Genomic DNA, 14,659 nt, shown 5'->3' with positions numbered 1-14,659 from the left:
CTACCGTGACGCCATGACTGGCGCATCCGACCGACTAAGTGACCTGGCCGCTGGGGCGACCGATGAGTTCGACCTGACCGATCCCGACCATCAGGACCGCCTCGAACAACTGGCGGGCACACTGCTGGCCGAGCCCAGTGCCGAGCCGGCAGCACTGCGCGCGGTGGCGCTCGATGCGCCCTTGGAGTTCCGGATGGCCGCCAAGCTGGTGGAGTCCCGGCGGGCGCTGCTGACCGCGCCGCCGACCCGGCTCGGCGTCGTCTTCGCCATGTGGGGCGAGCAGAACCGCCTCACACCGCGTGGTCCGGACAACCCGCACGGCGAGGACTCCCTGCGGACCAAGATCCGACAGCTGCGCTGGGCAACGGCGGGAACCGCGGTCACCTGGACGCTCTACGCCGTCGACGACGGCTGCCCCCACGGCAGCGGCCGACTGGCGCAGGAGATCGCCGAGGACGCCGGCGCAGCCGACCAGGTGCAGGTGCTCTTCCTCGCCGAGCAGGTGCCCGCCGACGATGGCCCGCTGCGGAGCCTGGCCAGCGCCGACGACTCCCGCAAGGGTGGCTCGATCATCCTCGGCGCGATGCAGGCGATCGCCGACGGCGTCGACGCGGTGATCTACACCGATGCCGACAACTCGGTGCACCTCGGCCAGATCGGGCTGCTGGTGGCGCCCTTCCGCGAGCACGGCGCCCGGGTCGTCCTCGGCGACCGGCGTCACCCGGAGTCCGTCCTGGTCAAGGACGCCGCGCGGTGGGGCGTCGGCATCAAGAGCCTGCGCCATATGCAGCGGATGGCCGGCGAGGCGATCTTCGGCCGCGGCATCCTCGACACCCAGGCGGCCTTCAAGCTCTACGAGTCGGGTCTGCTCGCCGAGATCATCTCCGACCCGGTGGTCTTCGACTTCTCCTTCGACACCGACTGGATCGGCGCGTTCCTGGCGCGGGGGATCGACTTCACCCAGGTCCCGTTCGCGTTCTTGGACTCGGCGGCCGAGTCGGCCACGGCCAAGCAGCAGCCGATGACCACCTGGGAGACCCTGCTCAAGGGCATGGTCGCCAGCCTGCGCCACCACGACCTCCTCGCCAGCCCGGCCAGCCGAGAGATGGCCGACGTAGTGGACGAGGAGGTCAGGGACTACCACGATCTCGACGCCATCATCGACGTGGTGCCGCCCGAGCTCGCCGATGCCGGCGAGAGCTCCTACGGCGACCCCGAGGTGATGTCGCCCGCCGCCATGCGGGCCTGGCTGCGGGCACATCGTCCGGCGGAGTGACCCATCGAGGAGCGGCCGCCCCGCCCACGTCGTACCCCCCGCGATCGGGTGGTCGTCGCGGCGCGCACCCGGGTGGCGCGTATTCTGACGCCTCGTGACCCCCACCCCGTCCGCCGACGGGCAGACCAGCCCATTCGTCGTCACGTCGGTCGCCGTCGATCTCGACCCCGAGACGCCGCTCACGACGCTCCTCCCCGCCGGTTCGCCGGTCACCTGGCTGCGCCGCGGCGACGGACTGGTCGGCTGGGGTGCCGCCGCGGTCTTGCGCACGCGCTCGGCCACCCGTTTCGCCGACGCCGACAAGTGGTGGGCCGAGACGACGGCGCGCGCTGACATCCACGACGAGGTCGGGGAGCCCGGGTCCGGCCTGGTGTGTTTCGGCTCGTTCGCCTTCGCCGACGAGCCCGGCGACTCCGCGCTGATCGTGCCGCAGGTAGTGATCGGTCGCCGCGGCGATCGGTGCTGGGTGACCACGATCGGCACCGAGCCGGTGCCGTCGCCCACCGTGCAGCCGACGAGCCCGCCGCAACCTCCCGTCGACGCGGTGTTCACCGACGGCGCCTTGAACGGCGAGCAGTGGATGTCGGTGGTCGCCGAGGGCGTGTCGCGCATCGCGCGCGGCGACCTGGAGAAGGTCGTCCTGGCCCGGGACCTGGTGGCCACCGCCGCAGAGCCGATCGACGTCCGCTGGCCGCTGCAACGGCTCGTGGATCAATACCCCACCTGCTGGACCTTCCACGTCGACGGCATGTTCGGCGCGACTCCCGAGATGCTGGTGCGCCGCGAGCGCGGCCTGATCACCTCCCGCGTGCTGGCCGGCACCATTCGTCGCACTGGCGACGACGACCACGATCTCGCGCTCGCCGCCCACCTGGCGCACTCGTCGAAGGACCTCGAGGAGCATGAGTACGCCGTCCGCTCGGTGGCCGACGCGCTGGAGCCGCACTGCTCGTCGATGAACGTCCCCGAGGCGCCGTTCGTGCTGCACCTGCCCAACGTGATGCACCTGGCCACGGACGTCGCCGGCGTGGCCCACGACGCCGCCACGGTGTCGTCGCTCGCGCTCGCCTCCGCACTGCACCCCTCGGCCGCCGTGGGCGGCACCCCGACGTCGGTCGCCACCGCGCTGATCGCGGAGATCGAGGGGATGGACCGGGGTCGCTACGCGGGGCCGGTCGGCTGGATGGACGCCACCGGCGACGGCGAGTGGGCGATCGGCCTCCGCTCCGCCGAGATCAGCGGCACCACCGTGCGGCTCTTCGCTGGCTGTGGGATCGTCGCCGACTCCCAGCCCGAGGCCGAGCTCGCCGAGGCCCAGGCCAAGTTCGTCCCGGTCCGCGACGCCCTCGCCGGGAGCTGACGGCCCTCAACGGCAGCGGGTGATCTTGCCGGTCTTGACGACCTCGAACCGGGAGCCGTCGATGGGGTGGGCGTTGAACTGGTCGAGCACCTTCGCCCAGCGCGGGTCGGCCGATCCGGTGACATACATGGCCGACCCCTGGTCGGCGTACATCAACCCGTAGCGCTTCATCGCCACCACGATGGTGCGCGCGGCACCGTGATAGCGCTTGACTGGGAAGTTGGCGTCGAGCCGGAAGCGCATGCCGTACGACGGCAGTGTGGGGCTGGTGTTGCCTGACGGCCCACAGTGCCTGGCGGGTGAGACGAACGCGGCGCGGGCGCTGGGCAGGGTGAAGCGGAGCGCATGGGTGATCTCGCCGCTGGCCGCCTCGTCGTAGTCCAGCAGTCCGGGCAGGATCGGCAGGCCGGCCGCATCGGCAGAGGTCCAGAACTTCGGGCGCAGCTTGTTCGAGCCCAGGTCCCAGCGGGCCGCTGCCGAGGCGCGCCAGGCGACCACCTTGCCTGCGGAGTTCCGGACCCGCTTGGCCTTGTAGAGCTCGACCAGCTTGCACGTCCCTCGCCGCACCGTGATCACGTGCCGATCACCGCCCGAAGGATCGGGGTGAGCTCGGCTGCCGCCCTCGATGTGTGCCTTCTTGGGCGTGGGCACCGGGCCCCGGTCGCTCTCCCGGCGGTAGTCCTCGCCCTCGACGCCGAACTTCAACGGCAGTGTGCCGTGGTTCTTCGAGACCACGTTGACCGGGATGCCGTAGTACTCCTCGGTCGTGCCGAGGTCGAGGTGAATCTTGTGGCCGGCGGCCTGTTTGCGAATGATCGCCTTCGATCGCTTGGCCATCGGCTTGTCGTCGATGCGGGTGTTCCACGGGTTGTCCGCCGGGAACACCTGACAGCCGCCCACTCGGTGGACGCCGGCAGCCGCGCGACCCTGGTCTCGTTGGTCGGCCTTGGCGGCGGATCTGGTCGGCGCCGCCTCGGCCGTCGCGCCAGCGAGGGCGGCGGCCGCGAGCGCGCAGACCAGGGTCGCGGTGAGGGCGGGTCGAAGATCCATGGGCCTCATTGTGACGGCAGGCGGCCGCCACCGTCGCCGGACCGAGGCCATCTCGAATGTGCTACAGTCGTGCTACGGCACAAGGAGGGTGCGCGGTGAAGACGATCGGCCAGCGCGAGCTGCGCAACGACAACGCGCGGGTCATCCGGTCTGTCGAGGAGGGCGAGTCGTTCCTCGTCACCAAGAACGGCACTCCGGTAGCAGTGCTGCGACCGGCGGAAGCCTCCGAGACCAGCCCGGCTCTGCCGCTGGCGCGGCCGGCGAGCAACCGGGTCGACTACCGAGACTGGCCGCGGGTGACCTCAACGCTGCCCAGCGAGGAGTTGCTCGACGAGCTGCGTGGGGAGCGGTGACCCCTAGTGGCGACCTGGTACGCCGACACATCAGCGGCGCTCAAACTCGTGCTCGAGGAGGCCGAGTCGCCCGCACTGGCGGCCGCGATCGATGATGCCCAGGCGACCCTGGTCGGGACGCGATTGCTCGAGACAGAGATGCGTCGCGCTGCCTACCGCTCCCCTGAGTTGGATCAGACCCAGGTCAGCGCATTCCTCGCCACGATCGACCTTTACAGCCTCACCGACGCGCTCTATCGCCAGGCCGGCCTGCTCCCGGGAGCCAATCTCAGGTCCCTCGACGCTCTCCACCTGGCCGCTGCCATCGCTCTGGGGGTCGACGCGCTCCTCACCTACGACCTCAGGATGGCCGAAGCCGCCCACGAACTCGGCCTCGTGGTCCTGGCGCCCGACAGCTAAGCCTCGATCCGTGCAGGGGCGCCGTCGCGAGCGGCACCCGAGGGGTGCGAGGGCAAGGCGGCGGCGCGAAGGCAGACTGGACGTCTTTCGAGCGCCCGGCAACGCAGCGGAGCACCCTCGGGGCGCACCGGCGACTCGTGTCTGTCCTCGACCCGAGCACCCACGCCTTGTAGGGGCGCCACTCCGACTCGGGTCGCGCGAGTCGGAGAAGCAGGTTGCGGACCGCGCGCTCCTTGGTCTCCAGCCAGTCGACGCGAGGTGCGGTGCGGTAGGTCGTGAGCAGGTCGAGGCTCACGGCCAGCCGGCGCGAGACATTGCCATGCAGGTCCATGCCAGTCGAGATCAGCACGTCCGGTCCCAGCACCTCGCGGCAGGCGGCAGCGAGGTCGCCCTCCATGTCGTCGAGACCCACGACGCTGGCGGCACCGTGCAGATCGAGAACCATCCCGCCCAGCGGCTCGGCGGCGTGCACCGCGGCCAACCCCTCCAGGATCCCGGCCTTCAGCACGGCATAGTCGGCGGCCGGGATCGCACCGCCCGGGATGCCTCTGCCCTGCAGGATCGGCACCCAGCGTGCGGCATCGGTCAGGCTTCCGCCGGGCGCCCAGAACTCGCGAGCGTCGAGGATCTGCTGAGCGCGCTGGGGCGCCAGGATCTTGAGGCCGTGCGCGCGGGACTGAAGGTCGTGGCCTCCAAGCTGATGCCGGCGATGGCCACCCGTGGCCGTCGGGAGGCGCTCACGCGACGGTCAGGTCGGCGCCGTCGGGGAGCCGGACATAGGCCTGGTGATCGGGCAGCAGCCGGTTGAGGTGACCGTCCACGATGGCGAGGCCCGCGTCGGAGTAGACCTGGTCGTGGATCGCCAGGTTGCGCGGGGCACCGACCACGCGGGCGAAGTCGACCGCCTCAGCCGCCCGCATCCACGGCGCCGACACCACCACGCAGAGCAGGTCGACCGGTTCGTCCGGTGGGGTCAACGCGTCGCCGGGGTGGAAGACGCGATGCTCACCCGCCGTGACGACGTAGCCGGAGTTGGTGACCCGTGGGATCTCGGGGTGGATCACCGCATGCAGCTCACCGACCGCACGCACCGGCAGGCCCGCGTCGAAGGTCTCACCGGGAGCAACCACGGTGAGCCGCTCGGCCACGTCGGGCGCCTCCTCGCGGACCCGCGCCGCCACCGACTCGATGGAGAAGACCGGCGCATCGGTCGCCCGCAGCCTGATCGGGTCGTAGTGGTCGGGGTGCTCGTGGGTGATCAGCACGGCCGAGGCGCCTGCCACCGCCTCGGGGTCGGTGAACATGCCGGGGTCGATGACGACCACGCTGTCGGCGTACTCGATCCGCACGCAGGCGTGACCGAACTTCGTGATCCGCATGCACGCCAGGCTAGCCGGATCGAGGACCGTCCTGGTCTGGTCGGGCCTCGGGACCGAGGGTGCCCGTCGAGACGCCGTGGACCATGCTTGGAGCGTCATGAGCGACTACACGGTCACGCTGCGCGACGCCACGCTGGAGGATGCCGAGGCGGGCGCTGCGCTGCATCGCAACTGCTGGCGCGAGGCCTATGGTCCGCTGGCCGACCCGGCGCTGTTGCAGTCCCGACTTGCAGACGTCGGCCGCTGGGTCGAGTCCTGGCGCGCCGACCTCGGTGCGGGGTCGCCGCGGGTGGTCGCGGAGGTCGACGGCGAGCTGATCGGATTCGCGCGCGCCGGGCGGTCGCGCGATTCCGACCCGCCGGTGTCCGACGAGCTCTATGCCCTCTATGTCCGGGAGTTCTGGCACGGCTCCGGGGTCGGCCAGGCGCTCCTCGAGGTGGTGCTCGGTGACCGTCCCGCCAGCCTGTGGGTGCTCGAGGACAACGCTCGGGCGCTTCGCTTCTACGAGCGCAACGGCTTCCACGCCGACGGCGCGCGGGAGTGGTACGCCGGTCTCGGCCTATGGGAGCTTCGACTCGTGCGAAAGGAGACCGGCGCATGAGCAGGCGCTACTTCGACCTGGCCGACCCCGCCTTCGACGTGACCTCACCGGTGGTCCACGAGGCGCGGGATGAGGACTGGTACGTCGAGACGTCGTACGGCTGGGCGGTGCTCCGCTACGACGAAGGAGCCGCACTGCTGAAGGACCGCCGCTTCCAACAGGGCAACGCGCAATGGCCGGCCCAGAACGGCATCCACTCCGGCATGTTCTCCGACTGGTGGAAGGAGGTGCTGCTCAGTCTCGAGGGCGACGACCACCTCCGGCTGCGCCGGCTGCTCCAGCCCGCCTTCCGCAACAAGACCATCGCGGCCCTGCGGCCGCGGTTCCAGGAGCTGGCCAACGAGCTGATCGACGCCTTCGCACCTCGTGGCCAGGTCGAGTTCGTCAGTGAGTTCGCCGAGCCCTACTCCTCCCGGATCTTGTGCGTCCTGCTCGGCCTTCCGGAGGACAATTGGCCGCAGGTGGCGCACTGGGCCGACGACCTCGGCAAAGCGTTCGGCATCCGGGTCAAGGAGGACCTGCCGCGGATCGAGGCCGCCCTCGACGGGCTCTACGGCTATGTCGAAGCCGCCATCGAGGAGCGGATGACGCGGCTCCGAGACGACCTGGCCCAAGACGACCTGGTCGGCACCCTGCTGCAGGCCCAGGAGCAGGAGGGCAAACTGAGTCGCCACGAGCTCGGCGTCGCCTTGGTCTTCTTGGCCATGGCCGGGATGGAGACCACCCGCAACCAGATCGGGCTCGCCTTGCAGACTCTGCTCAGCTATCCCGACCAGTGGCGGTTGCTCGCCGAGCAGCCCGAGCTCGGCGGCCAGGCGGTCGAGGAGATCATGCGAGTCAACCCCACCGTGACCTGGGTGACCCGCGAGGCGATCGAGGACGTCGACCTCAACGGACTGCACATCCCCGCTGGGGGTGTGGTCCAGGTGCTCTCGCACTCGGCCGGCACCGACCCGGCCGCAATGCCCGACCCGAGCTTCGACATCACCCAGCTGCGCCCGCCACACCTGGGCTTCGGTGCCGGCGCCCACCACTGCCTGGGCCACTTCGTCGCCCGCACCGACATGGCCGTTGCCCTGCCCCTACTCGCCCAGCGGATGCCGGACGCCGTCCCCGACGGCCCGGGCCAGTGGCTCCCCGTCTCCGGCAACACCGGTGCCGTCTGCTTCCCGATCCGCTTCACCCCCACCCCCCGACAACGTCAGGTTCGGATCCACCACTGATCAGCCGGCGAGGTGGTGGGGATAGCGCCACGAGCAGGAAGGCGATCTCCACCGCACCATGGTGGCGGTCCGCTTCAGGGACGCAGGGCGCGGATCCGTTCGTCGAGCTCGCGGCGGCGGCTCCGGTCGACCGCTACCTCGATCACCTCGATGCCGCCGGCGGGACTGGCCAGGGCGTGTTCGAGCTCGGGGAGCGAGTCGACCCGCCAGTGCGGGGTGCGAGTGGCGGCGCAGAGGCTCGCGATGTCCACCCCGTGTGGGGTCCCGAAGAGCCGGTCGTAGCGGTCGGCGTACTCTTCCGCGCCCTGCTCCAGCATCGCGAAGATCGCCCCTCCGTCGTCGTTGACCACGACCAGGGTCAGGTCCGGCCGCGGGTCGTCGGGTCCGAGCACCAGCCCGCCCATGTCGTGCAGGAAGGTGACGTCGCCGAGCAGGGCGAGGGCCCGTTCGCGGCGACGCCCGAGGGCGGCCCCGATCGCGGTCGATACGGTGCCGTCGATGCCGGCCAGGCCACGGTTCGCGATCACCTTGCGGCGGTCGCCCACGGGATAGGGCACCGCCATCAGGTCGAGGTCGCGAATCGGGCTCGACGCGCCAACCACCAACAACCCTCCGGGCGGCACCGCACGGCTGACCGCCCCGGCGACCTGGTGAGGGGTCAGGCCCGGCTCGGCCGCCAGCAGGGCGTCGAGCTGGGCGGCCACGCTGCGGTCGGCCGACTTCCACTCCTCGAGCCAGGCAGGATCGTCGGCGCCCTCCGGCTCGTGCTCGGTCGTGGTCGCCAGCTCCGTGGCCACCTCGAACGGACGCCGCCCACGGATGCTCGCGGTCGCCCACACCTCGACCCCGGGCCGATCCAGCAGGCGAGTGACGGGCCGCGACAGGGTCGGGTGACCGAAGACCAGGACCCGCTCGATGCGCTGACCGAGGTCACCGTCCAGGAGCAGCCGATAACACCGCAGCGCGTTGTCTCCCGTGCGGCACCCGGCTGTCGGCTCGGCCAGCAACGGCCAGCCCGCCCGCTGGGCCAGAATCCGCGCCGGCGGGCCCGCGTCGTCCCCCGCGAGGACGACGGTCCGGGGGCCGATAGGGATGCCGTTTGGGCCCAAACCGCAATCCTGGGAGCCGAAATCCTGCCGTTTGGGCCCAAACCGCAACTCTTCGGGCACCCAGCGGTCCCCCGGCACCAGGGGAGCATCGAGCTGCACATTGAGGTGGTACGGCGCCCCGAAGACCGGCCCGACCCGGTGGTGCCGGGCGATCGGGGGGAGCAGATCGGGCGTGAACCGCGGTCCGTCGACGGACAGGTCGAACGACGCGACGGCCGGACCGAAGAAGCCGACCTGGTCGGTGGTCTGGTTGGCCGACGTCCCCCGCAGACGAGCCGGCCGGTCGGCGGTCACCACCACGAGCGGGACCCCGGAATGGGAGGCCTCCAGCACGGCGGGGTGCAGGTTGGCCACGGCCGTCCCCGAGGTGCACACGACCGCCGCCCGTGAGCCGACCTTGGTCAGCCCGAGGCCGAGGAATCCAGCGGATCGCTCGTCGAGCCGAGTGTGCAAGCGCACCAGCCCAGCGACGGCCGCGTCGTAGGCCGCGAAGGCCAGCGGGGCGTTGCGGGATCCCGGTGCCAGCACGATCTCGGTGACGCCGCCCTCGATCAGCGTGGCCACGACCCCCCGGGCCAGCTCGGTCGACGGGTTGCTCACGACGAGCGATCCTGCCGCACGGCTCGGACCTCGGCCAGCCGGGTCGACCAGTGCTCGGCCCGATCGGCCGGCGCCGCCAGTCGATCCAACGCAGCGGGATCGACCACGACCGGCCGGACCGGCAGCATCCCGTCGACGGGCAGCAGAGGCTCGGCCACCACGTCGTCGGTGAGCAGCGCCACCGTCGCGAGACCACAGGCGAACGGCAGCTCCGGCAGCGCGGCCGCCAGTGCCACTCCCGCAGCGATGCCGACCGAGGTCTCCAGCGCCGACGACACCACCACCGGCAGGCCGATCTCTTCGGCGATCCGTAGGCAGGATCGCACTCCTCCCAGCGGCTGCACCTTGAGCACGGCGACATCGGCGGCGGCCAGGTCCCGCACCCGATAGGGGTCCTCGGCCCGCCGGATCGACTCGTCGGCCGCGATCGGCACGGACACCTTGCTGCGCACGGTCGCCAGCTCCTCGACGGTGGCGCACGGTTGCTCGACGTACTCCAATCCCCTCGCCGCCCGGTCCAGCACCACGATCGAGGCGACCGCCTGGTCGACCGACCACAGTCCGTTGACGTCGATGCGGATCCGGCCGCTCGGGCCGAGCGCGTCTCGGACCGCCTCGAGCCGAGCCTGGTCGTCGCCCAGCGAGACACCGGGGTCGGCGACCTTGACCTTCGCCGTCCCACACCCCGACGCCGCCACCAACTCAGCGGCGCGCTCGGGCGACACGACCGGCACCGTCACGTTGACGGGTACGGCGTCGCGCACCGGCGCCGGCCAGTCTCCGGAAGCGGCCTCCTCCGCGCATCGCAGCCAGGGCTCGGCGACCTCGGGGGGGTACTCCAAGAACGGACTCCACTCCCCCCACCCGGCATCACCCCCGAGAAGCACGCCCTCGCGGGCGGTGATTCCGCGGAAGCGGGTCCGCATCGGGATCGACCAGACCCTCACACCAGCCCCCGCAACCGCTCGCGGTCGACCTTCCCGTGGGGAAGCAGCGGCATCGACTCGACCATCACCAGCTGGCGTGGTGCCCACGTCCGCGGCAACTCCTGGGAGACCCAGTCCCTGACCTCGTCCAGTCTGACATCGCCCAGGCCGACCTCGCCCAGGCCGACCTGGCCCACCACGAAGGCGACCACCCGTTGCCCCCATTCGGCGTCGGAGACGCCGAGCACCTCGACCTCCCGCACGCGAGGGTGTGCGCGCAGACGGGCGGCGACCGCAGGCAGCGGCACGTTCACACCACCCGAGACGACGACATCATCGGCGCGGCCGACCACCTCGAGTCGACCGTCAGGAGCCCACCGGCCCAGGTCCGAGGTCACGAACCATCCGTCGACCAGGGTCTGGGCGGTGAGCTCGGGTTCGCCGTCGTACCCCTCGAACAGCATCGGTCCGGCCAGCCTGATCCGCCCGTCCTCGCCGAGATCGACCCGGACCCCCGGCAGCGGCACACCGTCGTAGACGCAGCCACCCGCCGTCTCGCTGGAGCCGTACGTCGCCACGACGTGCAGCCCCGCCTTCTCGGCCCGTGCCCGCAGCGATGGATCGATCGGCCCGCCGCCGAGAAGGATGGTGTGGAACCGGCGCAGGCTCGCGGTCTCGGTCGGTGAGTCGAGCAGACGGTGCAGTTGCGTGGGCACCAGCGAGACGAAGCGGCGCGGCGCCATTGACGCCTGCCACTCCAGCGTCGAGGCCATGGTCTGATGCGGACCGAGAACGATCGGTGCTTTCCCGGCCACCAGCGAGCGGACGATCACCATCAGTCCGGCGACATAGGTCGCCGGCAAGGCCAGCACCCACCGCCCCTCCGCGCCCAGCCGCTCTGCGGTTGCGGACACCGACGCCAACACCGCTCGGCGGGACAAGACCACGCGCTTGGGGGCACCCGTGGACCCGGAGGTTGACACGATCAGGGGCTCTGGCTCGCCATCGTGACCGAGCCAGTCCTGGACGGCCGCCACGATCTCGGCCGTCGACCCAGCCAGTTTCATGGTCGCACGCTATCCGGCGTCTACTTGCGGCCGGTCAGATAGGCCAACACGATCACCGCGAGCAGCAGGGACACCTCGCCGCCCCGGACCGTCGGAACGAGGAGGATCGGCGCCGTGGTGAGCAGGAGTACGTCGAAGCCGCGCACCGCACTGCCGTAGAGGTTGGTCGGCACACCGCCCGCCGGGGTGGAGACCAGCGGTCGGGAGTAGTCCGGTGGTCGACCGGTCACCCAGCGCACCGCCGAGGCCAACCCCGACAGACCTACCGCGACGCCGAGGAACAGGCCGTCCCCAGCCGGGACCTCCAGTCCTCGGCCCACAGCAGGCCCGCAAGCGAGGCCGAACAGCAACGCCAGTCCGGTCGGCACCGCCAAGACGGCCCGTCGAAGTCGCGCGACCGAGAAGGGCATCAGCCGCGCCAAGCCTGGTGTTCGCACCAGCACCCGGAGACCGCTGAGCAACGGCAGAGTAGCCAAGAACCCGGCCAACGCGGCCACCAACACCACGATCCGTCCCGCTCCGGCCACAACGCCGGCGTAGGACCCGCCAGCACAACCGCCTGGCCGGAGGCGACGTCGACGTCCAGACCGGCAACCACCGTCACCTCGCCGAACCGACGGGTCAGCCCGCGCACCTGCAGCAAAGGTGGCCGCGGGGAAGTCATGAGAGTGACGGTATCTGGCGGTCCGCGGAGCCTTATCGCGCGTCGGAGAGGCGACCCTGGTTGAATCTGACCCCGTGGCTACTCCCGCTCAATGGGTTGCCGGTGCCCGCCCCCGCACCCTCCCTGCCGCCGTCTCGCCGGTCGTCGCGGGGACGGGGGTGGCGGCGTACGCCGGCCAGGTCGTCTGGTGGAAGGCCGCCCTGGCCCTGGTGGTCGCCCTGGCACTGCAGGTCGGCGTCAACTACGCCAACGACTACTCCGACGGGATCCGCGGCACCGACGCCGAGCGGGTCGGACCGATGCGTTTGGTCGGCTCCGGAGCCGCGACCGCCCACGCGGTGAAGCTGGCCGCCTTCGCGGCCTTCGGAGTCGCCGCGATCGCCGGACTGGTGCTCGCCGCGACGACGGCGTGGTGGCTGGTGGCCGTCGGGCTGGTGTCGATCGTGGCCGCCTGGTTCTACACCGGCGGCAAGCGCCCCTACGGCTACCTCGCCCTCGGCGAGCTGATGGTCTTCGTGTTCTTCGGGCTGGTCGCAGTCGTCGGCACCACCTATGTGCAGACCCGCACCTGGGAGTGGGCCGCGTTGTACGCCGCCGTGGGTGTCGGCGCGCTGGCCTGCGCGATCCTGGTGGTCAACAACCTGCGTGACGTGCCCACCGACACCGCAACTGGCAAGCGCACCCTGGCCGTCGTCCTGGGCGACGAGCGCACCCGCTACCTCTACCTGCTGCTGGTGCTCGCCGCGACTGCGGCCGTGGTGGCGGTCGCGGTGGCCACCACCTGGTGGGCCCTGGTCGGGTTGCTCTTCCTGGTCCGGATGATCGCGCCCCTGCGGACGGTGCTGGGCGGTGCCCGAGGACTCGCGCTGGTGCCGGTGCTGCAACAGACCGGGATCGGTGAGCTGACCTGGGCCCTGCTGGTCGCCGTACCGCTCTTCCTTCGCTAGCCGCCTCCCGGACATGCCGCGGCTACCCTGGCCGACATGTGGTTCTTCGTCTTGTTGGCGATCGCCGTGGCCGCCTTCGTCGTCTACCGATTCCGCGTCCCGATCCTGGCCAAGATCCTCGGCCAGTCCGAGCACCGGGTCGACCGCTACCTCAACCGGCCCAAAGACAAGTAGCCGCCGAGAGGTAGTAGGTTCCTCTCGCAGGTACGTCGTCCCGGGACTCCGCGGGCACCCTGACCCGCGGCGGATCAGTTCGCTGAAAGGTGTGGGAAACGTGAGCCAACACAAGTTCGTGCTGGACGAGTCGGAGATGCCGACGCACTGGTACAACATCGTCGCCGACCTCCCCACGCCGCCGCCCCCGCCGTTGCACCCGGGCACCCGCGAGCCGGTCGGCCCGGACGACCTGGCCCCTCTGTTCCCGATCGAGCTGATCATGCAGGAGGTCAGCGGCGAGCGGTTCGTCGAGATCCCCGAGGCCGTGCGCGAGGTCTACCGGCAGTGGCGGCCCTCGCCACTCATCCGGGCGGTGCGGCTGGAGGAGAAGCTCGGCACTCCGGCGCGCATCTACTACAAGTACGAAGGCGTCTCACCCGCCGGCTCCCACAAGGTCAACACGTCGGTGCCGCAGGTCTACTACAACTCGCTGCACGGCGTGAAGCGCCTGACCACCGAGACCGGCGCCGGTCAGTGGGGCACGGCGTTGGCCTATGCCTGCTCGCTGTTCGGCATCGACTGTGAGGTGTGGCAGGTCGGCACCTCCTTCGACACCAAGCCGCAGCGGCGCACCCTGATCGAGGTCTTCGGCGGCAAGGTGCACCGGTCGCCGTCACGACTGACCGAGTCCGGCAAGGCCTTCCCCGAGGACCACCCCGGCACGCTCGGCATCGCAATCTCCGAGGCGGTCGAGGTGGCCGCCCAGGACCCGGACTCGAAGTACTCCCTCGGCTCGGTGCTCAACCACGTGCTGCTCCACCAGACCGTGATCGGCGAGGAGGCGCTCCGGCAGCTCGCCAAGGCGGGTGAGGACAAGGTCGACCTGGTGATCGGCTGCGCCGGCGGCGGCTCCAACTTCGCCGGCCTCGCCTTCCCGTTCGTGCGGGAGAACCTGACCGGCAACGCCAACGCCCGCATCGTCGCCGTCGAGCCGACCTCGTGCCCGACGATGACCCGCGGCGACTACCGCTACGACTTCGGCGACACCGTTGGCCTCACCCCGCTGATGAAGATGTACACCCTCGGCCACGGCTTCGTGCCGTCGACGATCCACGCCGGCGGACTGCGCTACCACGGCATGGCGCCGCTGGTCTCGCACGCCGTCCACGAGGGCCTCATCGAGCCGGTCGCCCTGCACCAGCGGGAGTGCTTCGAGACGGCCATCGAGTTCGCCCGGACGGAGGGCATCGTGCCCGCCCCCGAGTCCTCCCACGCGCTGGCCCAGATGCGCCGCGAGGCACTGGCGGCCAAGGAGTCCGGCGAGGAGAAGGTCATCGTGGTCGGCCTCTCCGGTCACGGCCTGCTCGAGCTGGGGGCGTACGACGAATACCTCTCCGGTCGCCTCGAGGACGACCCCCTCTCCGAGGACTCCCTCCAGGCCGCCCTCGCCGAGGTGCCCGTCGTCTGACCCGGCCGGCCCGTCTGCCGCGGTCCTGTGGTGGCTGAGGACCCGGTATACGGGGTCCCAACCCACTACAGCACCGCGGGA

16 protein-coding genes are annotated in these 14,659 nt (G+C 70.9%); 9 read left to right on the top strand and 7 right to left on the bottom strand.

Annotated elements, in window-relative coordinates; all coding sequences use genetic code 11:
* Positions 1-13: 13 nt before the first annotated feature.
* Together QM714_RS15555 and QM714_RS15550 are read left to right on the top strand one after the other, a co-directional pair.
* Positions 14-1,276, top strand: coding sequence for a hypothetical protein (locus QM714_RS15555; protein WP_415102173.1), 1,263 nt, complete (start codon positions 14-16; stop codon positions 1,274-1,276).
* A gap of 94 nt (positions 1,277-1,370) precedes the next feature.
* Complete coding sequence (locus tag QM714_RS15550; RefSeq protein WP_415102171.1) at positions 1,371-2,636, top strand: isochorismate synthase; 1,266 nt, start codon at positions 1,371-1,373, stop codon at positions 2,634-2,636.
* Positions 2,637-2,642: 6 nt separating this feature from the next.
* On the opposite strand, the gene QM714_RS15545 is transcribed toward QM714_RS15550, so the two are convergent.
* Complete coding sequence (locus QM714_RS15545) at positions 2,643-3,686, bottom strand: hypothetical protein (protein ID WP_415102169.1); 1,044 nt, start codon at positions 3,684-3,686, stop codon at positions 2,643-2,645.
* Positions 3,687-3,781: 95 nt separating this feature from the next.
* Between QM714_RS15545 and QM714_RS15540 the strand changes: the two genes are divergently transcribed.
* On the top strand, positions 3,782-4,039 hold the full coding sequence (locus QM714_RS15540) for a type II toxin-antitoxin system Phd/YefM family antitoxin (protein ID WP_415102167.1): 258 nt from the start codon (positions 3,782-3,784) through the stop codon (positions 4,037-4,039).
* A 6-nt stretch (positions 4,040-4,045) separates the two neighbouring features.
* A complete protein-coding gene (locus QM714_RS15535; RefSeq protein WP_415102165.1) occupies positions 4,046-4,438 on the top strand; it encodes a PIN domain-containing protein in 393 nt (130 codons plus the stop codon).
* Here the strand turns inward: QM714_RS15535 and QM714_RS15530 are convergent.
* Together QM714_RS15530 and QM714_RS15525 are read right to left on the bottom strand one after the other, a co-directional pair.
* Entirely contained in the window at positions 4,380-5,027 is a 648-nt protein-coding gene (locus QM714_RS15530; RefSeq protein ID WP_415103041.1) for a M81 family metallopeptidase, read from the bottom strand. The two genes, QM714_RS15535 and QM714_RS15530, sit on opposite strands and share 59 nt — an antisense overlap.
* A 148-nt stretch (positions 5,028-5,175) precedes the next feature.
* A complete protein-coding gene (locus QM714_RS15525; RefSeq protein WP_415102163.1) occupies positions 5,176-5,817 on the bottom strand; it encodes an MBL fold metallo-hydrolase in 642 nt (213 codons plus the stop codon).
* 97 nt (positions 5,818-5,914) lie between these two features.
* On the opposite strand from QM714_RS15525, the gene QM714_RS15520 reads away from it, so the two are divergent.
* Together QM714_RS15520 and QM714_RS15515 are read left to right on the top strand one after the other, a co-directional pair.
* The gene (locus QM714_RS15520; protein ID WP_415102161.1) at positions 5,915-6,418 is read left to right on the top strand and encodes a GNAT family N-acetyltransferase; all 504 of its coding nucleotides are present in this window, start codon (positions 5,915-5,917) and stop codon (positions 6,416-6,418) included.
* Positions 6,415-7,641, top strand: a complete 1,227-nt coding sequence (locus tag QM714_RS15515; protein ID WP_415102159.1) for a cytochrome P450 — start codon at positions 6,415-6,417, stop codon at positions 7,639-7,641. The genes QM714_RS15520 and QM714_RS15515 overlap by 4 nt, the downstream gene beginning before the upstream one ends.
* A 74-nt stretch (positions 7,642-7,715) precedes the next feature.
* Here the strand turns inward: QM714_RS15515 and menD are convergent, their stop codons facing one another.
* From menD to QM714_RS15495, 4 genes are read right to left on the bottom strand one after another with little or no spacing between them, the layout of a single operon-like run.
* Entirely contained in the window at positions 7,716-9,350 is a 1,635-nt protein-coding gene (gene menD / locus QM714_RS15510; RefSeq protein ID WP_415102157.1) for a 2-succinyl-5-enolpyruvyl-6-hydroxy-3-cyclohexene-1-carboxylic-acid synthase, read from the bottom strand.
* A complete protein-coding gene (locus tag QM714_RS15505) occupies positions 9,347-10,276 on the bottom strand; it encodes an o-succinylbenzoate synthase (protein WP_415102155.1) in 930 nt (309 codons plus the stop codon). The genes menD and QM714_RS15505 overlap by 4 nt, the downstream gene beginning before the upstream one ends.
* 17 nt (positions 10,277-10,293) lie before the next feature.
* Complete coding sequence (locus QM714_RS15500) at positions 10,294-11,343, bottom strand: AMP-binding protein (RefSeq protein WP_415102153.1); 1,050 nt, start codon at positions 11,341-11,343, stop codon at positions 10,294-10,296.
* A 20-nt stretch (positions 11,344-11,363) separates the two neighbouring features.
* A complete protein-coding gene (locus tag QM714_RS15495; RefSeq protein ID WP_415102151.1) occupies positions 11,364-11,870 on the bottom strand; it encodes a DUF6297 family protein in 507 nt (168 codons plus the stop codon).
* Positions 11,871-12,081: 211 nt separating this feature from the next.
* Here QM714_RS15495 and QM714_RS15490 point away from each other — a divergent pair, with 211 nt between their 5' ends.
* The 3 genes from QM714_RS15490 (at position 12,082) to QM714_RS15480 (ending at position 14,578) form a co-directional block, all read left to right on the top strand.
* Positions 12,082-12,954: a 1,4-dihydroxy-2-naphthoate polyprenyltransferase gene (locus tag QM714_RS15490; protein WP_415102149.1), complete on the top strand. Its 873-nt coding sequence runs from the start codon at positions 12,082-12,084 to the stop codon at positions 12,952-12,954.
* Between the two features lie 36 nt (positions 12,955-12,990).
* Positions 12,991-13,128, top strand: a complete 138-nt coding sequence (locus QM714_RS15485; protein WP_415102147.1) for a hypothetical protein — start codon at positions 12,991-12,993, stop codon at positions 13,126-13,128.
* A 100-nt stretch (positions 13,129-13,228) separates the two neighbouring features.
* Positions 13,229-14,578, top strand: coding sequence for a TrpB-like pyridoxal phosphate-dependent enzyme (locus QM714_RS15480; RefSeq protein ID WP_415102145.1), 1,350 nt, complete (start codon positions 13,229-13,231; stop codon positions 14,576-14,578).
* Positions 14,579-14,659 lie beyond the last annotated feature (81 nt).

The organism is Nocardioides sp., from assembly GCF_047602075.1.
GTDB lineage: Bacteria > Actinomycetota > Actinomycetes > Propionibacteriales > Nocardioidaceae > Nocardioides.
The sequence above is the reverse complement of the archived record's forward strand: the minus strand, read 5'-3'. Positions and strand labels throughout refer to the sequence as shown.